The sequence below is a fragment of the Altererythrobacter lutimaris genome (assembly GCF_013371495.1).
Lineage (GTDB): Bacteria > Pseudomonadota > Alphaproteobacteria > Sphingomonadales > Sphingomonadaceae > Erythrobacter > Erythrobacter lutimaris_A.
Genome location: NZ_JABWTA010000001.1, coordinates 224,972 through 246,935, shown reverse-complemented (window position 1 = coordinate 246,935; position 21,964 = coordinate 224,972). Strand labels below are relative to the sequence as shown.

Below are 21,964 nucleotides of genomic sequence, written 5' to 3'. Positions count from 1 at the left end.
GCCTTAAGCATGCAGCGGGTCCCGCTTCAACGCAGAGTGCCGTGCTGCGCGCAATCTGCTCGCCTGTCGGAGAGGCGCGCGCACCTCTCGCAATCGCAATCGATATTGCCAGCAGGCGCTAAACCTGCGCATTGGCACAGGATGGAACTGGGCGTTTGCTATTATCCCGAACACTGGCCGCAAGAGCGATGGGCCGTGGACGCGCAGATGATGCGCGATGCGGGCCTGTCGCAAGTGCGTATCGGCGAGTTTGCATGGAGCCGGATCGAGCCGGAATCGGGCAAGGTCGCCTGGGATTGGCTCGACCAAGCGGTCGAGACGCTGCACGCAGCCGGGCTCAAAGTCATCATGGGTACGCCCACTGCGACACCGCCCAAATGGCTGGTCGACCACATGCCGGACATGGTGGCGCTGGATCGCAATGGAAAGGCGCGCGGCTTTGGATCGCGGCGGCATTATTGCTTTAGCCATAAAGGATATAAGGCAGAGGCAGCGCGGATTACGCGGGCAGTGGCCGAACGCTATGGCGATCACCCTGCAATCACAGCATGGCAGACCGACAATGAATATGGCTGCCATGACACCGTGCAGAGCTTCTCTCCTGCCGCGCGCGATGCGTTTCGCAAATGGCTTGAGGCGCGTTACAAGACAGTCGAGGCCCTGAACGCAGCTTGGGGCAATGTCTTCTGGAGCATGGAATATCGCAGTTTCGAAGAGATCGAGTTACCGAACCTGACAGTGACAGAAGCGAACCCTGCGCACTGGCTCGCCTTCCGGCGCTTTTCTTCCGATCAAGTAATGGCCTTCAACCGCGCTCAGGTGGATATCCTGCGAGAACTGTCACCCGGCCGCGCGATCACGCACAACGCTATGGGCTTTTACACAGGGTACGATCACTTCGATCTTGGCGAGGATCTCGATGTCCTAGGCTGGGATAGCTACCCGCTCGGCTTCCTGGAGATGTTCCGCTTTTCCGATGAAGAAAAAACTTCGTTCGCAAGGTGCAGTCATCCCGATATCGCCGCGTTCCACCACGACCTCTATCGTGGCTGCGCCAAAGACGGTCGCTGGTCTGTGCTGGAACAGCAGCCGGGGCCGGTCAACTGGGCGCGGCACAACCCCGCGCCGCTCGCTGGCATGGTCAAGCTCTGGACACTGGAAGCGGCAGCGCATGGCGCGGAGCTTGTGAGCTATTTCCGCTGGCGGCAATTCACCCATGCGCAGGAGCAAATGCATGCAGGGCTTTTGCGGCCCGATGGCGAGCCAGCGCCAGCGCTGGGCGAAGCACGTCAAGCCGCCGATATGCTGGAAGAACTTGGCGACATCGGCGCGCCTGTCAAACACGTTGCAATCGTGTTCGACTATGCCGCGGAATGGATGACGCAAATCCAGCCGCAAGGCGAAGGGCTGAGCGCGCTGTGGGCAGCATTTGATTGCTATTCCGCTATGCGGCGGCTCGGCCTGAACGTCGACTTCGTGAAGCCCGGCGTGTCGCTCACCGGCTATGCGCTCGTGATCCTGCCATGCAATCCGATTGTGACGCTGGAACTTGCAGAAGCCTTGGAGCACAGCCAAGCACAGATCATTATCGGCCCGCGTACTGGATCGCGCGATGCCGACTTTGCATTCCCGCCAGAACTCGCACCGGGTGCGCTCACTGAGCTTTGCGGGTTGACCGTCGCGCTCAGCGAGAGCTTGCGGCCCGGACTTGAAAATGAAGGAGATGGCTGGGCGATTGCGCGCTGGCTCGATCATGCGGAAGCTGGCCATGCGGCTGAGGCTGAATTGGTCGCCAAGGATGGCACGCTCGCGAGCTTCCGCCACGGCCGCGTGCGAACGCTGGCGACATGGCCGCAAGGGGCGGTACTCGAAACGCTTGTCGCAAGGGCCGCGCGCGATGCAGGGCTACCGTATGAGCAACTAAACGGTCACAAGCGCCGCCGGACAACCAGCCGCTATGTGTTCGACTTCGACTGCCCGGCCACGCAGTTCACCGTCAGTCCAGTGTGACGAATTCCGCACCGCTGCGCTGTACCAGCGCATTCCAGTCGATCTGTAATTCCAGCGCCATGAGCTCGCGCCAATGCGTGCCGACACGCAGCATCGCGGTACATTCCTCATGAATGTCGCGCGGGTCTGTGTTGAGAGCTGGTGAGCGCTGCGCTGCCGCGCTGAAATCCCATGGCGGCGTGAACAGGCGGCCACTGCGCGCATAGCTCCAGGCAGCGATCAGATGCGTGCCGTCCATGCGCGGCGACAGGTCCGGCAAGCCGCCAGCAAGCGCGGCTTCTACCTGCGACTGCGAATATCGCTCAGGTTCGACAATGCTGAGAGTGCCTGACCCCGATCGTTCAGCTAAAGCGACAGCCACCGCCGCCCCCAGCCCTTCTGTGATCACGTCTGCACCCGCCAGACCTTCGCCTTGCAAGGCCGGAAATAGTGCATCTGCCATAGCTTCGACTGAGATTGGCCCGCCACGCGAAAGATCAGAGGACGTGCCGTGGCATGGCAAGTCAAACGCCACGATTGACCGACCATTCGCTTGGGCTTGGCACCGCTCGACAAAAAGCGCGGCGGTCCCGCCTGCCCCATGCAGCATCACGACCGGATCGCCTTCCCCTGCCCGCCGCTCGCCATGAATTCGGCCTGCGGGTGTGTCGCACCAGAAGCGGCCTATTGTCTCTTCCGCATTAGGAACTTTGAACGTCGGCAAATCAGCGCCCGCCAAAAAGCTCTGCAACGCTTCAAGCTGAACGCCATAGCGCGCCTCCAGACCTGCCCCGGCGCGAAGCAGTTTGACGTTGTCCGGTAGTCCGCGCGCGATCAAAGCGTCCGCCAGCGCCAGCACTGGGCTCGATTCCCAGCGCGTCATCGTCGCAGGTACGTCCATGCCCTCCAGATGCTCGACCCGCTCTGCATAGAAAGCCGGCTTGTAGGCATCGGCATAGTTCTCGCCTGCCTGCAAATAGCGCAGCAGTGTCGCGTGGATCATCTCGACCGGCGGCGCGTCGAGACCGAGCCTGTGTTCAGGCGCGTCAGAGAACCACGGGAAGGCGTAGAACAGGTTGCGGCACATGTCCCAATAGGTGAGCAAATGCGCTCCATCGCGCTGCGGCGTGACGTCGGCGAAATAGCCCGCTTCGATATAGTCTGCGCATTCCTGCTCGGTCAGCTCGCCATTGGAATCGAGCATGACGAAGGCAATCCGGTCCGGGAACAGCTTGCCCATCTCTGCCGCAATCTGAGCGCCTGTCGCAGCGCCATAGATGCAAGCTTTCTCGATCCCGAGCGCGTCCATTGCCTCGACAAACCGGCGCGCATAATCGCCGAGCGACGGCGTGCCGCTGACGGCGAGCGGATCTGACAAACCATAGCCCGGCGTATCAAACGCGATACAAGTGCCTGCCTTCGAAAACGCGCCCATGGCCGGGATCATCGCTTCGGAATTTTGCGGCGAGGGATGGAGCATGACCAGAGCTGGACCCTCGCCCATGCTGCGATAATGCATCTGCTTCCCGTCAGGCAATGTCACGTATTCGCATTCCATGACAGTCAGTCCTTCCAATTCTCAAGACCTGTGCGCGAAGCACCTTCGCGAGCGTACGGACCTGTAGTGGGGCGTCATATCGAATGTAAGGCAAAACTGACCATCTCCCCTGTTGCCAAGAGGTTACAGTTCAGCGGAAAGGCAGAAGTGGTTAATTGAGCTGCCTTGCGCTCAATAACACATGAGCGCAAAAAAGGTGCGGGACTGGAGTTAGCCGGGTGAATTGTATTTCGCTCAGAGAATAACTTCATTTCGATCCATCGAAAATGATCGAAAAATCAGAGGGACTCCTCGATGATCAAGGTAATCGCTTTTGCGACGCACAGTCCCGTGCGCGCTGTAGCCGGAGCAAGCGTGTCAGCGCTTGCTATCACACTTGCAACCCCAGCGCTTGCGCAAGATGCACCAAACACTGAGACTGAGGCCACTGAAACCGACAACGCGATTGTTGTGACCGGTACGCGTCTTAACACCAACCCCGGAGCCGCCAGTCCGAACCCGATCGTAGCAATTGATGCTGAAACGATTACGCGCTCAGGTGAAACAAACCTCACTGAATTGCTGACGCAAAGCCCTGCGCTGTTCAACTCGGAAGACAATTTCGATGCGGCCGGTTCGCAAGCGCGATTTGGCGGTACTGGTGTCAATCTTCTTGACCTGCGTAACCTCGGTCCAGAGCGCACGCTCGTGCTCGTCGATGGCCGACGCCATATCGCTGGCGTTCCCGGTGAAGCGGGTGTCGACATCAATACCATCCCTACTGCCTTGGTTGAGCGCGTCGACATTCTGACCGGCGGCGTTTCATCGGTTTATGGTGCTGATGGCGTGTCGGGCGTTGTCAACTTCGTGATGAAGCGCGACTTCGAAGGCATTGATGCACGCGCCCAAGCTGGCGTTTCCGACTTTGGCGATGCCGAGAGTTTTCTTGGCGCGATCACAGTCGGTACCAATTTCGCTGATGATCGCGGCAATATTGCCGCGTCTTACGAATACCGGAAGGATGGCCGCGTTGGGTTTGGCGACCGGCCCAATGGCCAGTTCGATGCATTTGTATTCGTTCGCAACCCGGACGATATTCCGGACGATCCCGATATTCCTGACAACATCCCGCTGCGGTACATCGGCTGGGCCGATAGTGCCCCAGGTGGTGCATTGGTCATCGATGGAAGCTTCCTGCCCGAATTCCGAGGCGATGGCGGCATCTACAATGCAGGCACGTTCCTGCCGAATTCAGGCTTCCTGTCTGCAGGTTCTCCGGACACGGATGATACGCCCGTTGCAAGTTATCAAGGCGATCTTCAGGCCAGAACCGAGCACCACTCGTTCAACTTGTTCACAAATTACGAGCTAAGCCCAACACTGCGGTTTTTCGCTGAAGGCAAATACGTGAACACCGAGAACTTCTCGATTGCGCAGCCTTCCTTTGACTTCTTCACCTTCGTATCGAACGATAACCCGTTGATCCCGCAGAACGTCCGTGATGCCGTCAACGACCGCGGCGATTTCGGGGGTGTGCTGTTTAACCGCGACAACTTTGATCTTGGCACACGCAATGAGCGCCTCGAACGAGATCTGTTCCGCGGTGTAATCGGCTTTGATGGTGACATTGGCGACAACTCACGTTTTGAGTTGAGCTATGTCTATGGTCGCAACAAGACCACCTACATCTCTGAAAACTATCGCATTGAAGACCGCTACTTCGCGGCTCTTGATGCGGTTGATGAAGGTGAATTCCTGAACGGCACGCCAAACGGCAACGTAGTGTGCCGCGTTTCGATCGACGGCAGTGGCATCGTGGATAATGGCAATTTCAACTATGGTGAAGCGCCTCAGACATTCACGCCAGACCAGTGTGTCCCATTGAACGTGTTCGGTGAAGGGGTTGCAAGCCAGGCTGCGCTTGACTTCATCAACGCAGACCTGCGCAACGAATTCACGCTCACTCAACATGTGGTGAACGGCTTCGTTTCCGGCGATTTCAGATCGTTTTTTGAATTGCCCGGCGGCCCTGTCGGCTTCGTGCTCGGCGGTGAATACCGTAAGGAGAAGAGTGTCTCATTGGTCGACGACCTCGCGCGTCAGGTCACTGACTTCAATCCAGACCAAGGTGTTCTTGCCGATCTCGCACTTCTCGACAATGAGACCGGCTCGTTCGATGTAATCGAAGGCTTCGCTGAACTGTCATTGCCGCTGTTGGCTGACATGCCATTCTTCGAATTGCTTGAACTGCGCGCTGCTGCACGCATTTCGGATTATTCCACATCGGGCTACACGGACAGCTGGTCCGTATCTGGTGTCTGGGCGCCAGTCCGCGATGTCCGCTTCCGCGGAAGTTATGGCCAGTCCGTACGTGCACCGAACATAACCGAGCTGTTTGCTCCGGCGACAGGCACGTTCGATTTCCTTACTGACCCATGCGACCCGATCAATGTGAACAACGGTGCGCCTGTACGCGAAGCGAATTGCCGCGCCTTGATCGAAGGCCTCGGTGCCGATTTCGATACCTATGACTTTGGCAACGATATCGCATCAAGCGCAAGCATCGAGGGCTTTGTCTCGGGCAACCAGGAGCTTGATCCAGAGGAAGCAACAACCTGGACCGCAGGTGTGGTTGTTCAGCCGAGCTTCCTGCCAGGGCTGACGTTCAGCTTCGACTGGTTCGATATCGAGATCGAGAACGCGATCAATACAGCGGAATTGTCAGAGATTGCTGAGTTCTGTGTCGATTCTCCAACGCTGGACAATGAGTTCTGCGATCGGGTGACCAGAGCTGCGGGCACCGGCTTCGTTGAGAGCTTCAGCCTGTCACCTGTTAACGTCGCCTTCTTCGAAACGTCTGGCGCGGACATGACGATGAGCTATCGCTTCGACCTTGACGACAATAGCGATATCCAGTTGCGCGGCACGCTTGGCTATCTTGATACGTTGTCGTTCGTTCCGTCAAATGGCGGGACAGTGGACGATGATCGCGGGGAAACCGGCTCTCCGAAGTGGAATGGCAATGCCGATATCACTTACACCCGTGGCAACTTTGCTCTGAATTATGGTGTGCAGTATATCGGACCCCAGCTGCGTTTTGAAAAAGACGTTCTGGCTGCAAACCCGGACCGCGCTGCTCCCGAATTCCTGACGATTGGATCACGCTTCATGCATGACATTCGGGCAGAGTTCCAGACTGCGGACGATCAGTTCCAGTTCTACCTCGGCGTGAACAACTTCACCAATGAACAGCCGGCAATCGGGTTGAACAACACCCCCACCGGCTGGCGCGGACGCTATTTCTATGCTGGTATCCGTGTGAACTTCGCGGACATTCCTGGCCTCTAAGGACCGGGCACAGCTTTGTGATCAAGGAGAAGGCGGGAGTGATCCCGCCTTCTTTTTTATGCTCTGCGCACGATACAGCACCGGGAACAGGCACATCGCTCACGGATTTATCCAATCAGCGATTAGCGAGCGCGTTGTGCCGCCAGAACATCGGCCCTCACGCTACGTGGAACCTGACAGATTTGCGCAACCAACGGACCCGTGACCCATGGACCTTTCTAACGCTCTCAAACCCAACGCAGAAGCAGCCGCCTTCCTCGCCCGTGTCCAGCACAAGCTGCTGGTTGATGGCGAATGGGTGAGCAGCCAGTCGGGCGAGACATTCGACACGCTTGATCCGGCCACCGGCGAAGTTATCGGCAAAATTGCGCGTGGAAATGCAGCCGATGTCGATGCAGCAGTTGCGGCGGCGCGCAAGGCGTTCGAAACCGGCCCATGGCGAGCGATGACACCGATGGAGCGCAGCCAGCTGCTCTGGAAGATCGCAGACCTGATGGAAGCGAAGATTGACGAGCTGGCAGAGCTGGAAACGCTCGATCAGGGCAAGGCGCTTTATGTCGGGCGCTGGGCGGAAATTCCCGGAGCGGTTGCGCAGTTCCGCTATTTCGCCGGGATGGCGACGAAGATCGAAGGCTCGACCATCCCGACTTCGATCAATTACCAGCCTGAAGGCAAGCGCGTTCATGCCTATACGCGCCGCGAGCCGGTCGGCGTTGTCGGCGGCATCCTGCCGTGGAACTCGCCGCTGGTGCTGACGGCGATGAAGATAGCCCCTGCGATGGCCGCAGGTTGCACCTTGGTACTCAAGCCATCTGAAGAGACCTCGCTGACGACTATCCGTTTGGCAGAGCTGATCCAGGAGGCGGGTACGCCGCAGGGCGTGGTCAATGTTGTCACAGGCTTCGGCGCGGAGGCAGGCGCAGCGCTTGCTGAGCACGAGGACGTGAACAAGATCGCCTTTACCGGCTCGACAGTGACGGGTCGCAAGATCGTCGATGCCTCGCAAGGCAATTTGAAGCGCGTGAGTGTTGAGCTCGGCGGCAAGTCTCCGGTCATCATCATGGACGATGCGGACCTCGAGGCAGCCATTCCGGGCGCGGCCAATGCGATCTTCTTCAATGGCGGTCAGGTGTGCATTGCAGGCTCACGCCTTTACGCGCATTCCAGCGTCTATGACCGCGTGCTTGAAGGCATGGCAGAGCAAGCCAAAGCCATCCAGCTGGGCCACGGCCTTGATCCGGCAACGCATATGGGCCCGCTGATCTCCAAAGGACACGCCGGCAAAGTTGCGGACTATATCGCGGACGGCAAAAAGGCAGGCGCGAGCGTGCTGGTGGGTGGCGAGACGGCTGGCCCCAATCAGAGTTTTGTCACACCGACTGTCATTACCGACATCAAAGCGGACATGCGGATCGTGCGCGAAGAGATTTTCGGTCCTGTTGTCGTGATCACACGTTTTGAAGATGCGGACGAAGTTATCGCAGCGGCCAATGACAGCGATTATGGCCTCGCCGCAGGCATCTGGACGGAAGGGCTTTCCAACGCGACGCGCATGGCAGAGCGGCTCCAGGCCGGAACGGTGTGGATCAACAGCCACGCGATGTATGACGCTTCGCTCCCGATCGGCGGGATGAAGCAGTCGGGCTATGGCCGCGACAGCGGACAGGCCGCAATGGACAACTATCTTGAACTCAAGACTGTCTGCGCGATTGTGTAAGGGATCTTGCGGAGGTCTCGCGAGCTCTAGGGGGTATCTCGCTTCATCTCGGGGTTATCTCGAAAGGTCTCTAACCCTTGAGCTGACCCGGGAAATGCGCTTCGTGATTGTCGACATACCAGTCGGCGATCTCTTCGCGCGTTGCCCACCAGATACCATCAAGTGATTGAGCATATTCGATAAATTCGCGAAGAGCGCGGATCGTGTAAGCGCGCCCGGAGACGTGCGGGTGCAGGCCCACATTCATGATGCGGCCCGTTTTCGCACCTTCTGCGTGCAGCACCTTCAATTCCTCGATCAGCAGGTCGCGATACTCGTCAGTGGTGCGCGCATTGCGCGTCAGAATCGTGAAATCGTTGATCACATTCGAGTACGGCGTACCGACAATCGGCCCCGCATCGGTGCGGATCATATAAGGCTGATCATCATTCATGATGTCGCAATAGGCCTTGAAACCCTCTTCAACGAGGATAGTCGGAGTATTCAAGGTGCCGCGTAAACTGCTGGAAAGCCATACTTTTGGCTTTCGTCCAGTGTGCTTCTCATACATCTCTACCGAACGGCGGATGATGTCGCGTTCGGTGTCGATATCGTCATGGAAATCGGTCAGCAGTTCGCCTTGCTCGTAATTGTGCGCGATCAGCTCCCAGCCGCGCTCAAGGCAGGCATCCGCCATCGCTTTGCGCCGTTCGAAAGTGACTGCATTGACTGTACAACCTGCCTTTGCGCCCATCTCGTCGAACATCTCGAACATGCGCCATACGCCCACCCGCTGGCCATATTCGCGCCAGGAATAGTTCGGGTAATCGGGGATGCGGCCTGCAAGCGCATTTGGCAGCAAAGCCGGTCCGCCCGCATAATACGGCTGGTCCGTATCCTTCACCAGGTCCCATGTTTCGAGATTGAACGTGAACATAATCGCGACTTTCGCGCCGTTCGGCCAACGAAGCGGAGCGCGCTCCGGGAGCGGGACATAATCATATTCGAACATGTTAGAGCGTATTCCTTAGAAGTCGGACATCAGCCGGCCAAAACCGGTCTTTTGATCTTTAATGCCGTTCTGGCGCAGAGCGTTCCAGTATGTGGCTGTATTGATTGCGATTACGGGCTTGCCGAGCCATTCCTCTGCTGCAGCAGCAAAGCGCACCATGGAGAGGTTCGTGCCCACTTGCACCAGCGCGTCAATATCATCGCCATCAAGCTTCATGAGTTCATCACGCAGCGTTTCTGTCGGAACTTGCGCAATGGCAGTCCAGCTTGGGCATTGGAGGCAGGTGTCGCGCACGACTTCGATGCCGTGGTCGGACATGAAATGCGCCACATGCGCATTCGCGCTAGGGAAATAGGGAGAGATAACCGCGATCTTCTTGATCCCGCCATAGGCGTTGAACGCTTCGATCAAGGACTGCGAGCCAGTACACAGTTTGAGCCCTGAAGCATCTTCGATATTCTGCCGCCACTCTTCTGCGCCCTTTGCTCCACCGTAGAAGGTCACCGCCGACATCCCCATGACGAGGTAGTCAGGATTGCAAGTCAGAACACCGCGAACAGCCTCCAGCGTGTTGTTGCTGATCTCCAGCGTGCCCGCCATGAATGTCTCATCCGAAATCGCGTTGGCGTCATCAACCACAATCCGGCTGTAATGGTTCGTGACGCCGCGTAGACGCAGGTCATCGAAATCTGGCTGGACGATTGTATTGGTCGAGGGACCAAGCACACCAAATAGCGCGCGATAGCCTTGAGCGTCCGGATTAGGACGAGGCTTGACCGGCATCAGGCCATTTCCCTTTCTTTCTCGACACAATCGATCATCGACTGACGCAGCAGGAATTCGCGGCGACGCACAGGATCATCACGGATAGCCTGCATTTCAGCCTTGCGGCGGTCATGAAGCTGGTCCTCGCCCTCTTTCAGGTACTCCATATTGCGGATCGTCTGCGCTTGAATGAAGTCATGCGTCGTAGTGCGACGCTGACGCTCAAAAGCATTGAGCTCATGGTCTGCATCGGCACCATGCTGATAGATCTTCAGCAAGCGCTCACCCAGATTGAAGGCATCGTGAATGCCTGAGTTCATGCCGAACCCGCCGATCGGGTTATTAAGATGCGCCGCATCGCCGATCAGCGCCGTGCGCCCCGTCAGGAAGCTTTTCGCGACCCGTTGGTGCACGCGATAGATCGTGCGGTGATGAGTCTTCACATCAGCCTTACCAATCAGACGGTTGAAGACTTCTTCCTTCTTGGGGTCCGCTTTGAGGACATCGTCCGGCGTATCCATGTCCGCAGGGACCAATACCCGCCAAAGTGATGGTACGCGAAGGAGCACCATCCATTCCTCTGGGTCAGACACGTAGTTCACATAAGCGAGATTCTCGATGTGCTCTTCCAGCGGCTCTTCGGTCGTGAAGCAAAGGAACTTTTCCGGATAGGTAAAGCCATCGAATTCCGTGCCGAGCCACTTGCGAACCGAGCTGTTCGAACCATCAGCGCCGATCAGATAATCAGCTCTGATCTTGAGTATCGAATAGGGCGTCTCCGCATAGACAGTCACATCTTCTGGCGACTGCTCCAGCGCCACAACGCGGTGGTTGAACAGGACTTCTGCACCAGGCTGGCTGCGCACGCCTTCGGACAGCATTCTCGACAGGTGATACTGCTCGCACTGAATGCGATAAGGATGCTTTGTGATATCGGCGATTTCGCTCAGATCGAAGTCTATGACTTCGCCCGTGCGGCGCTCGCGGAAGTGGTAGATCGGTGCTTTCAAACCCTTCTCGATCAGGCGCGGCGTGATGTCGAAACGCTCGAGCATCTCGAGCGTTGGCGGGTGGAAAGTGGACGCACGCAGATCGAGTGCGCAATCAGCACCGTCTTCCAACAGCACCACATCAATACCGCGGCTCGCGAGCAAATAGGCCGCAACAGTCCCGACCGGGCCAGCTCCTGCCACCACAACCTGCGTGCGGATTTCCTGCATTGTTAACTCCGAATTTTCGACCAGTCCGTGAGGCAGCAATAAGGGAGATGACAAAACGAACAGGCCCCGCTTTACAATTTCTCCACCCTGCGAAGAGCTTGCAGCCCTGCGACCTTGGTACTCGTCCAGGAGGGCGCACCGACGCACCATTAATATCCGAAGCGTGGATAGTATCGGGACTTGCTGAACCCGCGATGGAACCCCTTTGGTATCGCTAGGAGTTAAAGACGTAAGGAGTACGACAATGCCGCTCAATTCCAGTCCGCTGCGCGATATCACTCAGCAGGATATCGATGACTACAAACGCGACGGTGCCGTTTGCTTGCGCAATGTCCTCGACAAAGACTGGATCGATTTGCTCGAACCCATTGCGCGCCAGGTGATCATTGAGAAAGAGGACGTCGGCCTACTTCCAACTCTTCCTGGTCGCTACATGGCGCGACGTTTGGAAGCATATCGTGAACTTGTGTTTAAGGGACCGCTTGCTGAAGCTGCAGGCAAGGTCATGGAATCAAAGGAAATCCGTTTCTATTTTGACGAGTTCTTTGCGAAACCGCCACAATCTGATGCCAAGACGCTTTGGCATTGTGACCGGATGGCATTCCCGGTGGAAGGGAAGATGGTTCCTTCCATTTGGATACCACTTACCCCGATCGTGAAAGAGAACTGCTTGGAAGTGCTCGCGGAAAGCCAGCATGATGATGTTCCCTATTGGCTATTCAGCCCGAATGCGCGCAAGATGATCAAGCCTGATGACCGGGTGCCTCACCCGGATATCGAACCAATGCGTGGTGAACCGGGCAAGCGCTTTCTGACTTGGGATATGGATCCGGGCGATATCTTGATCGTGCACCCGTGGGCGCTGCATTATTCTTCAGGTAATCCGACTGACGACTGGCGCATTGCCATTTCAGAGCGCGTGTTTGGCGATGACATCCGCTGGGCACCTCGTCCGGACTGCCTGAACCTGGCGGGCGTTAGTTTTGACGAGATGCTTGAAGGCGAAAAGCCGGACGGCCCGCTCTTCCCGCTCTTGTGGTCAGAAGATGGTCGCAAAGACGATGACAGCGAATACCCGCGTGGCTTTGCAACGCGTTGGCCCAAGAAGGAAATGGGCGGCGTGAACGAGTTCGATACCTTCAAGAATATGAAGCAAAAGGAAGAAGCCGGCGAACTGTCTGCCAAGGACAAGTCACCCGATCACCAGAAGGTCGGCATGCATTAAGTTCGACCTAGAGTACCTTCCGAAATCAGACCGCAGCAACGCGAGGAGCATATCCAATGAAGTTGTTTTACTCTCCGTTTCACACCTTCATTCACAAGGTTCTCGTCACTGCGCATGAGTGCGGATTGTGGGACGAGATCGACTTCGTCGCGACATTCCCCTTTAAGAATCTCGATGGCGAAGATCAGGGCGAAGCCTATTCCATCGCGGCGATCAATCCGCTGAGCAAGGTTCCGACGATGGCCACGGATGAAGGCCAAGTAATCTATGGCAGTCAGGCGATTTGTGAGTTCCTCGACAGCCAAAGCAAAGCTCGTCGTATGTATCCTGAACCCGGGCCAGCGCGTTGGGATGCCGTGACGCGCCTTGCTCTGTCAGACACGATCTTCGAAGGCACAGTCCAGATGGTTGCCGAACAATGGCAAGAGCCAGGCCAGTGGAACATGTTCGTGTTCGAACGGCTCTGGCCAAAATTCATTCGCGGGCTCGATTGGCTGGATAGCGAAGCTGCGAAAGGCTGGGACACGTTCGATGTCGGCCACGCGGCCATGCTGCATGCGATCAGCTATTTGGGTTTCCGCGCGGAATTCTACGAAGCGAAGGACCCGATCTACCCCAACTTCGATTGGCGCGAAGGTCGTCCAGCGCTCTCTGATTGGTACGATGAAGCGGTGCAGCGTCCATCGGTCCAATCGCATTACAACAAGGACTTCACAAGCGATACCAGCGCAGCAAGACTGCAGGCGGCTGTCCAAGAAGTCCTCGCAGCTCAAAAGGCTTAATCGCAATGATCGACTTCTATTTCTGGCCCACACCCAACGGCCACAAGATTTCCATCGCGTTGGAAGAATTCGAGCTCGATTATGTGACGCAGCCGATCAATATCTTGACCGGCGAACAGCACGCGCCTGACTTTATCGCGATCAGCCCCAACAATCGTGTTCCTGCGATCGTTGACTATGACGGACCGGATGGACGCCCGCACACGGTTTTCGAATCCGGCGCGATCCTGCTTTATCTTGCACAGAAGACCGGAAAGTTCTGGCCCGATGATCCGGTTCAGCGCTCAATCATCACGCAATGGGTGTTTTTCCAGTGCGCCAATATCGGCCCGATGTTTGGCCAATGCGGACACTTTCGCGGGTATGCAGCTGAGGAAGTTCCTTACGCCATCGAGCGCTACAGCGGTGAAACCAAGCGGCTTTATGGTCTCATCGATCGCGAATTGGCCAAGAAGCCTTGGATTGCTGGGGACGAATACTCGCTGGCAGACATGGCGACCTACCCATGGATGGATGCGCGCCAGCAAAAGCTGCACGGCATCGACATCAGTGCATTCCCGAATGTCGCCGCATGGATCGAGAAATGTGAAACGCGCCCGGGCGTTCAGCGCGGCATGGCTTTGCTCAAAACCGACATGAAAGTCGGCGATCCGACAGAAGAAACGCGCAAGGCTTTCTTCTTTAGAGAGTGACCGCTCAGCCCTCGCTGCTCACTCGACTGCGCGTGCAACCGTATTGGGCAAAATAGCGTCATCAAATTGCATGTTCACGAGGCCTGATCGCGCAATCGTCACGCCTTCAGACGGCATCACATAGACACGCTGCCCACCAAACCCGTCAAAGTAGATGATGTCCTTGGCTTCAAATGCTTCGCTGTGTGTGATCTTGATCGGATTGGCAGCACTGTAGGACCTTTGCGGGGTCCACTCGCCTCCGAGCCAGACATGCAAGCCATATTGCGAGTTGACCGCCGACGGCTTCGCCATTTCTGCAATCCATTCAGCTGGCACGATCTGTTTGCCATTGGCCGTGCCGTTGTTGCGGATCAGATCGCCAACTCTTGCCCAGTCGCGCAAAATTGCGTGCAGGCCTGCATAACCGCGCGCTTTGCCTGCCGGGTCGACCCACAGCAATGCATCGCTACCGCCCAATGGGCACCACAGCTCTGCTTGCAGGAATTGTGCGAGGCTTGCAAAGCCCGCTGCGCGCACTTGCCTGTCCAGAATGATCGCGAGGATTCTGCTGTTGGCATTGCTGTAATTGAACTCTGTGTCTGGCGCGCTAATCCTCGCAGCCTGCAGCGCAACCGGCGCGATGTCTGGCGCGAAAATCAACTGCATGAAGTCAGTCGGGCCAAGCCCGGCAGACATAGTCATCAGCTGCCGCAGAGTGATCGCTCCACGTGGATCGTCAGTCCACTCATCAAGGTAAGCGCCGGCTGAATCGTCAATCGATCCGATATGTCCTTGCTCGATCGCAATGCCGTAAAGCAGCGCAAGGACAGATTTCATCTTGGACGCAGAGGTGGTCAGTGAATTCTCGTCCGCGCCATTGGCATAGCTTTCATGCACGACCGCCCCATCCACCATGACGATCAGGCCGACACCGCTTGCCTCTTCGGAGTATGCCTTTGCCTTGGCGAGAGCTTGAGAAAGAGCTGGTGTCGGCTCAGCCACAGGCAGTGGCGCCGCCTCGCAACCCGTCAAGTTGTAAGTCGGACGGTAGCGATCGACATCAAGGATTGTCGCACCCTGAAACTCGTCCGGTCGCATGGGATTGTCGAGATCGGAGTAAAGCTCCGCCTGATCAGGGTAAGACTTCTCAGCAGGCGGGGATGTCGCAGCAACTTTCGGCGCTGCTGGTTCGACGGCACTGCAACCCGCAAGCGCAATCGCAAGGACAGCTGTGAGAAGCTTGAATTCGCGTGTCATGCACCATCCTCTTGATATGCCTCACCCGATACGGGCGGACCGAGCGTGCAAACCTGCTCGCTTCCGATATGCCGATCCATAAAGTTGAGGCTGATTTCCATTGCGCGGTGGAATAATCGCTGACTGTTCGCATCAGCCGGTTTTTCGCGCCCGAACATTCCTCCGAAATAGTGGTCGATACCCTCGCCAACCCATGATGCACGTTTGCCAATCGGCGCGTTTTCATAACTCGCCAGATGCGCGCGCCAATCATCGATAAAGCCGGGCAACACATCAGTTGTTCCGGTGATTGTCAGCGACGGCACCGCAAGCGTGTTCCAACCCTCTGCGTCAATCATCGTCGGAATTGAACCTGGCGGCGACCAGCCGACCACAACGTCCACATCGGGATCAGCTCGATCAACCTGAGAACCATCGCTCTCATAGGCGAGCGCGCCTCCGGGCAGCTGCGCCATGATCGCGCCATAGCTATGCCCGACTGATGCGACCTTGCCTTTCGAAAGCGTGTATTCGCGCGCCTCAAGCAGGTCGAGGAGCTCCTGATTGGGATTGAGCGCGAGCGCCATATCCTCGTTCCGCGTGCGCCAGGTTGTGTCGCGATCGGGCCGCTCGTCCGATCCGAACTCTTCGGAATCCACATGCATTGGCGCGATAACGATGTAACCCGCACTCGCTAACGGTGCGAGCATCGCCCGATAGCGGGTTGGGCTGGCAAAGGCTCCGTGCGAGAATCCCAACAGAGGATACTCACCGGGCTGCTCAGGCAGGAAGAGCGTGACCGGTATTTGCCGCTCGCTGCCCTCAGTCACGCTCAAGGAAACTTCGCTAGAAGCTCCTGCGAGACGCGCTGCACAGCTTTCACTTTCAGGAGAAGAAGCCTGCTCCGGCAGCGGGGTCCGCTCGAGCGGTCCCGTACATCCCGCAAGGATCGCCGCGACACCGAAAGGCAGGCCAGTACGCTTCAATACCATAGGTCTTCCTTGCCCCTGACAACGTTTGAGCGTGTCTTCAGCTGAGCAGTACCATCTCCGTCTTCGGGCCCGCTTAATGAGCTAATCGCCCCCGTCGGCACCCTGCAAAGCTGCGATGACATTCTTGAGGATCAGTTGCGTGCTGGCATCTGCGCGCGCCTGAAACTCTTCCGACGGCTGGTAGGTATCAACCGCTTCTCGCACATCGACCCCTTTCTGGCCCAACACCTCTTCAAGCACCATCACCCGATCGCTCAGAACCGCCACTTCGCGCGTGAGCGTGAGCACTGCGCGGGCGATATTATCGACCTGGTCGGGAGCGAAAATCTCAGATTTCGGCGTGTTGAAGCTCTTGGGGTCGACTGAGCTCATGGCTTGCGACCTTGAACGACATGCGGATAATACCCGCCCGCTTTCACATCGACAAAGCCTGCGTCGCGGGCAATTTCAGCGAGATCAAGGCTCGCACTTTCACGCCAATGTGGTTCGCCGCCGAACTTCGCCCCGCGATCCGCTTTCCAGACAGAAAGCTTGTCCATATCAGCATAGCGCGTGACATCGCTCATCAGCATATCACCACCAGACTCCAGTACACGAAACGCCTCGGCGAATACCTTGCGGATGGCGCAGGCAGGCATTTCATGAAGAATGATGTAACTAGCGACGAAGTCAAAGCTGCCATCTTCAAAGCCAGTGTCTTCAGCCGCGCGCTGATAAAGCTTCCAGTTCCAGCCGTTCGCATTGGCGGTACGCCAGGCATGCTTCAGCATCTGTGCGGAGAGTTCCACGCCATAGATCTGCGCGTCGGGATAGACTGTCTGCAAGCCAGTGGTGAAATGGCCGGAAGAGCAGCCCATGTCGAGAATGCGCTTATAGTCGTCGCGCGGTGCCATCGCCGCAACCTCAGCGCGTTGCTTGAAAATTCCGCCAGGGAAGAAACGCGCGACCATTTTCTTATGAATGATCTCGCCGTGCACGTAGCCTTGCTCGGGATGCTTGTCCCAACCGCCGTGAGTGCGGTGAAAGTTCACGCCATCCCAATAGTCTGGCGGAACGAGATCAGGATCGAGCTCCAGCGTTGCCCGCCCTTGTTCCGCAGCAGCAAAAGCTTCGGCGAGATCACCTTCCACTTCGCCGAATGCTTCTGCAGCAATGCGGCCATGCATGCGCCCGTGCCAATCACCCATCAGCTTCTGAACTGTGTAGGCAGAACTGTCAGCAAGCGCTGCATCCATGTGCGCGAGGCGTTCATCCAGATCGTCAGGCAGTTCAGCAGGGTCTTTAACCGCCTCGCTGACTGCGCCATCCACTGCCTGCCGCACCCCGCCCGAGGCCATTGCCATCTGAGCCAGAAAATCCACTGAAGCGCGTCCACGCTGACGCAGTTTTGGGTCTTGGTAAGCGTTCGTACTCATGAGAATTCCTGTTGCACTTTGCTCTTTCTCACATCGGCCTCAGTCAAATTATATCCCGCCAGCAGTATGATCGCGATGAGATTGAAGACCGATGGCAACCATGACACCGCAAGAAGCAATGCGGTGTTGACGTTTTCACCTTGGTCAGCACCAAAGGGTAAGCTCTGGTCGAAACCAACATAGCTGAGCGCAATACCGACGATCAACGGGGCAAGCGCTCCGGTCAGTTTTTCGACGAAGCTGTAGAGCGCCGTAAATGCGCCCTCGCGCCGTACCCCGGTGCGATCGGCATCTTCGTTAATGATATCGGTGAGCATGCTCATTGCCATGATGACATTGCCGCCGAAAGCGATCCCGACAATCGACGCGCGCAGATAGATTGCCCATTCTGGCTCTCCGGGGTTCGCAAACGTCCAGCTCAGCGCGTATGCGATGTTTGCGCCGGCTGCCACGAAATAGGCGTTTTTCTTTCCGAACTTCTTCGAGAACTGGACCAATATTGGGGAGAAGATGATCGTTGAAGCCGTGACGATGACACCGAAAATGGCGAGCGTGCCGAAGTCACTTTGAAGATACTGGACGAAAAAATAGAGCATTGCAGCGCCAATGGTCTGTACACCCATGAGCTGAGAAAACTTCACGCCGATCAGCCTAACAAAATTGCGATTGCTCAGCACCGCTCCGGATTCTGTGCGCAACTGCTCGAGTTTAGACTCAGCGGTTGCCGATTTTCCGACCGTAAAACGCGCTTTCGCGGTTGTAAGGTACGCAATTATAAGGCTAATCAATATCAAAGCAGCGCAGACAATGCCGACCAGTCGCCAGCTGCCGATGTCATTCTCACCGAGTACATCCAACGCGCCCTTAATCCCCGACGTAGCGACTAGCGCGCCAAGAGCTATAAACACCATTCGATAAGCGTGGATCGAAGAACGCTCATGATAGCTGTCTGTCATCTCGGCGGGCATCGACATGTAGGGGATATTGAAGAGCGTATAGCCAAATGCATACAGGCAGAGTGCACCGAACAGATAGGTTGCGGTCACATACTGATTGTCAAACACCGGAGTGGTGAAAATTAAGGCGAAGCTGGCTGCGCTCGCTAAGGCTCCCCATATCAGGAATGGCCGCCGCCGCCCCTTGGCTGATTGGTGCTTGTCGCTCCACATTCCGACTATCGGGTCGGTCACGACGTCGACCAGCTTGCTGGCAAAAATGACCGCGCCTGCAAGCCACAGCTCAAGACCCAGGATGGTCCCCGCGAAGCCAAGAATGACGCCCGAAATGCCGTTCATTAGCAGCGCGACGCCAAAAGCACCCGTGCCCCAACCAAGCTTCAAGCCAACTGAGAGTTTTTCCTCAGCTGGTCCCGCAACCTGAGTTTCGGGGGCAATAGTCATAGCCATCAAATAAACCTCTCTGCGTACAAACGCTTCCGCTCAAATTCAGGTTCCGGAAGCCTTCGGCGCGATCCTGCTGTCAACTTCGATACGGTTCTGTCGCGACGTACATAACGTTAGCGGAAGTCTCTAATCGCCTGTCGAACAAATGCGCCGACTCCATTCAGCAGACAGCGGAAATGCCCAATTGGAGCCGCATCAGGGTGGGGAAGAACCCGAACCAATCAATTTGGAGGAAGTTAGAATGAGGCGTTTCCTTTCTAAGACCAGTGTAGCGGCAATTGCGACCAGCCTGGTTGTGTTTGCCCCTGGTGCTGCATTTGCGCAGTCCGAAGACGAAACAACTGCGGAAGATGCAGAAAACGGCAACGTAATCATCGTGACAGCACGTAGTCGGGCGGAGGACATACAAGACGTTCCTCTTGCGATTACTGCTTTTGGCGAGGAAGATATCGAGCGCCGCGGCCTGCAAGAGCTTGACGATGTGGCACGCTTCACGCCGGGGTTCAGCTTCGAAGACTTCTCTGGCGGCTTTGCTCAGCCGACTATTCGCGGTCAGGCAACTTCACGTGTGACAGCGCTAGAGTCGAACGTCTCGACTTTCTTCGATGGCATTTACATTCCGCGCAGCTGGGCCGTCGATATCGGCACAGCCAATCTCCAGCGTGTCGAGATCGTCAAAGGACCGCAAAGCGCGCGTTATGGCCGCAACGCCTTTGCTGGCGCAATCAACTACGTGCCTTTCAAAGCTTCGATGGATGGCTTCATCTCAGGCGGTCTGGAAGGCACGTTTGGCTCCGATGAGCGTCGCGACATCGGCGGTCATCTGAACTTCTCCGTCACCGATTACCTCGCGATTGCCGGGACCTACGAATACTCAAGCTTCGATGGCTCGTGGGAAAACGAACACCCGTTTGCTGACCTGAGCATTCCCGGGCCAAGCACCAAGGGAAATGTCGGCGGTTGGGAAAACGAATCGTGGTCGATCTCAGCGGCAGCAAAGCCTTTTGAAGGCCTGACTATTGAAGCTTCTTACAACCGTTTCGAAGTTGAAAACGAGGCGCGTGCGTCGCGGTATTTCGGCGACAGCAGCGGCGGTATCCTCGATCCTGACGCGAGCACCGACTTGACTGCGATCACGAATTGCGGTGCGTTACGCTTCGGAGCGTTCTCTCCGCTGGTTTGTGGCGAATTGCCTGATCCAGCTGACTCCGTTCTCGTCGATCCGCGTAGCTTTGCGACGCAAGCAAATACAGGGATTTTCCGGGCCGCAGCGACGGCTGAACTGACAGACAATATCGAACTCAGCTATGTCTTCGGCAACGTCAAAGGCAATGTGAATATCGGCACCAGCGGCGAGCCTGATCCGATCAATTGCGGTGCGATCGTCAGCTTTGGTAACAACCCCTTGTTTCCACTTTGCAATTTCCAGCAAACGCCCGTCGGCGACATCAACTACGATACGCATGAAGCACGCCTGACCTTCGATAACGGCACGATCCGAACCTCGGTTGGAGGGTTCCTTTCCGATGGTACAGACAGCGTTCTGTTTACCAGCCAGAACCTACCTCCGATCACTGAAGGCAATCCGGTTATTCCGGTTCAGCCTCCTGGCACTGCGATCGTTTTTCCGACACAGCTCAACATCCTGCTTGCTGATGAGCAATCGCGCACAGAAGTGGAGTCGATCTTCGGTGAGTTCTACTGGACATCAGCGGACGGACGCCTGACCGTTGGCGCGGAAGCTCGGTATTCCGAAACAGAAATCACTGCGCAGGACAATCGCCGTGCGATCACTTTGAATGACACTTTCAAGGAGTTCACACCGCGTTTCACGATCGACTACGAACTCAATCCGGATGTATTGCTTTTCGCAACTGCGGCACGCGGTGCGAAAGCTGGCGGCTTTAACGTCACCGCGCGTCAGGAAATCGACAACACATTCGATCCTGAATACAACTGGACTTATGAGCTCGGCGTAAAGAGCAATCTGCTCAATGGCGATCTCGTGTTCAACGCTTCTGTCTTCTACACCGACTGGACCGACATTCAGGTCAATGCGGCTGATGAAGATCCGGACAATCCCGACGATCCGAACGTCCCGAACATCACTCAAAACCTGGGTAATGCAACGGTCTACGGGATCGAGATATCAACTCGCTATCAGGCGACTGACAATCTCAGCTTCGATGCGACATTCTCTCATTCAGAAGCAGAGTATAGCGACGATACGGTCGACAGCCGTTTCAGCCGGGGTGTACCTGGATCAACAGCCCCGTGTGACGACATCGTCTGCGCTACCGACGGATCCATCGGCGGCAATGAAGTTGAACGTCAGGCGCCAACACAGGCCTCTTTCGGTGCGCAATATGATGGCGATTTCGGTGACGGGAATTCCTACTTCATCCGCACCGATGCGAGCTGGCAGAGCGATTTCTTCGCCGATTCCGGCAACCTCGGCATCATTCCAGAACGCTTCCTCGTGAATGCTGCCGCCGGCGTGAGTATCGATAACTTCAAGGTCCGCCTCTGGGCACGCAACCTGTTCGACAAGAAGTACACGTCGAACGCTTTCGTCGTGCTGCTCCCGTTTGGCAATACGTACGGCCAGTTCTTTGGGGAGCGTCGCACATTCGGGGTTACAGGTTCCGTCGACTTCTAAGTCGAGCCTGT

16 protein-coding genes are annotated in these 21,964 nt (G+C 56.7%); 7 read left to right on the top strand and 9 right to left on the bottom strand.

Annotation, left to right across the window (positions count from 1 at the left end; genetic code table 11):
* Positions 1-141 precede the first annotated feature (141 nt).
* A complete protein-coding gene (locus tag HUO12_RS01170; protein ID WP_176271866.1) occupies positions 142-2,010 on the top strand; it encodes a beta-galactosidase in 1,869 nt (622 codons plus the stop codon).
* Here HUO12_RS01170 and HUO12_RS01165 read toward each other — a convergent pair.
* Complete coding sequence (locus tag HUO12_RS01165; protein ID WP_176271865.1) at positions 1,997-3,547, bottom strand: alpha/beta hydrolase; 1,551 nt, start codon at positions 3,545-3,547, stop codon at positions 1,997-1,999. The genes HUO12_RS01170 and HUO12_RS01165 overlap by 14 nt on opposite strands.
* 294 nt (positions 3,548-3,841) lie before the next feature.
* On the opposite strand from HUO12_RS01165, the gene HUO12_RS01160 reads away from it, so the two are divergent.
* Complete coding sequence (locus tag HUO12_RS01160) at positions 3,842-6,874, top strand: TonB-dependent receptor plug domain-containing protein (protein WP_176271864.1); 3,033 nt, start codon at positions 3,842-3,844, stop codon at positions 6,872-6,874.
* 208 nt (positions 6,875-7,082) lie between these two features.
* Positions 7,083-8,591 (top strand): aldehyde dehydrogenase family protein, encoded by a 1,509-nt coding sequence (locus HUO12_RS01155; protein ID WP_176271863.1) that lies wholly within the window; start codon positions 7,083-7,085, stop codon positions 8,589-8,591.
* Between the two features lie 70 nt (positions 8,592-8,661).
* On the opposite strand, the gene HUO12_RS01150 is transcribed toward HUO12_RS01155, so the two are convergent.
* The 3 genes from HUO12_RS01150 to HUO12_RS01140 are packed head-to-tail and all read right to left on the bottom strand — an operon-like array spanning position 8,662 to position 11,567.
* Positions 8,662-9,582, bottom strand: a complete 921-nt coding sequence (locus HUO12_RS01150) for a polysaccharide deacetylase family protein (RefSeq protein ID WP_176271862.1) — start codon at positions 9,580-9,582, stop codon at positions 8,662-8,664.
* A gap of 15 nt (positions 9,583-9,597) precedes the next feature.
* Positions 9,598-10,365, bottom strand: coding sequence for a maleate cis-trans isomerase family protein (locus HUO12_RS01145; RefSeq protein ID WP_176271861.1), 768 nt, complete (start codon positions 10,363-10,365; stop codon positions 9,598-9,600).
* Positions 10,365-11,567, bottom strand: coding sequence for an FAD-dependent oxidoreductase (locus tag HUO12_RS01140; protein ID WP_176271860.1), 1,203 nt, complete (start codon positions 11,565-11,567; stop codon positions 10,365-10,367). Before HUO12_RS01140 ends, HUO12_RS01145 begins: the two co-directional genes overlap by 1 nt.
* 244 nt (positions 11,568-11,811) lie before the next feature.
* Here HUO12_RS01140 and HUO12_RS01135 point away from each other — a divergent pair, with 244 nt between their 5' ends.
* The 3 genes from HUO12_RS01135 to HUO12_RS01125 are packed head-to-tail and all read left to right on the top strand — an operon-like array spanning position 11,812 to position 14,266.
* Positions 11,812-12,792 (top strand): phytanoyl-CoA dioxygenase family protein, encoded by a 981-nt coding sequence (locus HUO12_RS01135; RefSeq protein WP_176271859.1) that lies wholly within the window; start codon positions 11,812-11,814, stop codon positions 12,790-12,792.
* 56 nt (positions 12,793-12,848) lie between these two features.
* Positions 12,849-13,574, top strand: a complete 726-nt coding sequence (locus HUO12_RS01130; protein WP_176271858.1) for a glutathione S-transferase family protein — start codon at positions 12,849-12,851, stop codon at positions 13,572-13,574.
* A 5-nt stretch (positions 13,575-13,579) separates the two neighbouring features.
* Positions 13,580-14,266 (top strand): glutathione binding-like protein, encoded by a 687-nt coding sequence (locus HUO12_RS01125; RefSeq protein WP_176271857.1) that lies wholly within the window; start codon positions 13,580-13,582, stop codon positions 14,264-14,266.
* Between the two features lie 18 nt (positions 14,267-14,284).
* Here the strand turns inward: HUO12_RS01125 and HUO12_RS01120 are convergent, their stop codons facing one another.
* The 5 genes from HUO12_RS01120 to HUO12_RS01100 form a co-directional block, all read right to left on the bottom strand.
* Positions 14,285-15,505, bottom strand: coding sequence for a serine hydrolase domain-containing protein (locus HUO12_RS01120; RefSeq protein ID WP_176271856.1), 1,221 nt, complete (start codon positions 15,503-15,505; stop codon positions 14,285-14,287).
* A complete protein-coding gene (locus tag HUO12_RS01115) occupies positions 15,502-16,476 on the bottom strand; it encodes an alpha/beta hydrolase family protein (RefSeq protein WP_176271855.1) in 975 nt (324 codons plus the stop codon). Before HUO12_RS01115 ends, HUO12_RS01120 begins: the two co-directional genes overlap by 4 nt.
* An 81-nt stretch (positions 16,477-16,557) precedes the next feature.
* The gene (locus HUO12_RS01110; RefSeq protein ID WP_176271854.1) at positions 16,558-16,848 is read right to left on the bottom strand and encodes a hypothetical protein; all 291 of its coding nucleotides are present in this window, start codon (positions 16,846-16,848) and stop codon (positions 16,558-16,560) included.
* Positions 16,845-17,891: a class I SAM-dependent methyltransferase gene (locus HUO12_RS01105; protein ID WP_176271853.1), complete on the bottom strand. Its 1,047-nt coding sequence runs from the start codon at positions 17,889-17,891 to the stop codon at positions 16,845-16,847. Before HUO12_RS01105 ends, HUO12_RS01110 begins: the two co-directional genes overlap by 4 nt.
* On the bottom strand, positions 17,888-19,297 hold the full coding sequence (locus tag HUO12_RS01100) for an MFS transporter (RefSeq protein WP_176271852.1): 1,410 nt from the start codon (positions 19,295-19,297) through the stop codon (positions 17,888-17,890). The genes HUO12_RS01105 and HUO12_RS01100 overlap by 4 nt, the downstream gene beginning before the upstream one ends.
* Positions 19,298-19,535: 238 nt before the next feature.
* On the opposite strand from HUO12_RS01100, the gene HUO12_RS01095 reads away from it, so the two are divergent.
* Positions 19,536-21,953, top strand: a complete 2,418-nt coding sequence (locus HUO12_RS01095; protein ID WP_176271851.1) for a TonB-dependent receptor — start codon at positions 19,536-19,538, stop codon at positions 21,951-21,953.
* Positions 21,954-21,964: the final 11 nt, after the last annotated feature.

Excerpts from the sequence above, each read along its gene's own strand:
- HUO12_RS01140 (WP_176271860.1), bottom strand. The coding sequence starts at position 11,567 with ATGCAGGAAATCCGCACGCAGGTTGTGGTGGCAGGAGCTGGCCCGGTC.
- HUO12_RS01155 (WP_176271863.1), top strand. The coding sequence starts at position 7,083 with ATGGACCTTTCTAACGCTCTCAAACCCAACGCAGAAGCAGCCGCCTTC.
- HUO12_RS01100 (WP_176271852.1), bottom strand. The coding sequence starts at position 19,297 with ATGGCTATGACTATTGCCCCCGAAACTCAGGTTGCGGGACCAGCTGAG.
- HUO12_RS01130 (WP_176271858.1), top strand. The coding sequence starts at position 12,849 with ATGAAGTTGTTTTACTCTCCGTTTCACACCTTCATTCACAAGGTTCTC.
- HUO12_RS01105 (WP_176271853.1), bottom strand. The coding sequence starts at position 17,891 with ATGAGTACGAACGCTTACCAAGACCCAAAACTGCGTCAGCGTGGACGC.
- HUO12_RS01125 (WP_176271857.1), top strand. The coding sequence starts at position 13,580 with ATGATCGACTTCTATTTCTGGCCCACACCCAACGGCCACAAGATTTCC.
- HUO12_RS01095 (WP_176271851.1), top strand. The coding sequence starts at position 19,536 with ATGAGGCGTTTCCTTTCTAAGACCAGTGTAGCGGCAATTGCGACCAGC.
- HUO12_RS01165 (WP_176271865.1), bottom strand. The coding sequence starts at position 3,547 with ATGGAATGCGAATACGTGACATTGCCTGACGGGAAGCAGATGCATTAT.
- HUO12_RS01120 (WP_176271856.1), bottom strand. The coding sequence starts at position 15,505 with ATGACACGCGAATTCAAGCTTCTCACAGCTGTCCTTGCGATTGCGCTT.
- HUO12_RS01110 (WP_176271854.1), bottom strand. The coding sequence starts at position 16,848 with ATGAGCTCAGTCGACCCCAAGAGCTTCAACACGCCGAAATCTGAGATT.
- HUO12_RS01135 (WP_176271859.1), top strand. The coding sequence starts at position 11,812 with ATGCCGCTCAATTCCAGTCCGCTGCGCGATATCACTCAGCAGGATATC.
- HUO12_RS01115 (WP_176271855.1), bottom strand. The coding sequence starts at position 16,476 with ATGGTATTGAAGCGTACTGGCCTGCCTTTCGGTGTCGCGGCGATCCTT.
- HUO12_RS01150 (WP_176271862.1), bottom strand. The coding sequence starts at position 9,582 with ATGTTCGAATATGATTATGTCCCGCTCCCGGAGCGCGCTCCGCTTCGT.
- HUO12_RS01170 (WP_176271866.1), top strand. The coding sequence starts at position 142 with ATGGAACTGGGCGTTTGCTATTATCCCGAACACTGGCCGCAAGAGCGA.
- HUO12_RS01145 (WP_176271861.1), bottom strand. The coding sequence starts at position 10,365 with ATGCCGGTCAAGCCTCGTCCTAATCCGGACGCTCAAGGCTATCGCGCG.
- HUO12_RS01160 (WP_176271864.1), top strand. The coding sequence starts at position 3,842 with ATGATCAAGGTAATCGCTTTTGCGACGCACAGTCCCGTGCGCGCTGTA.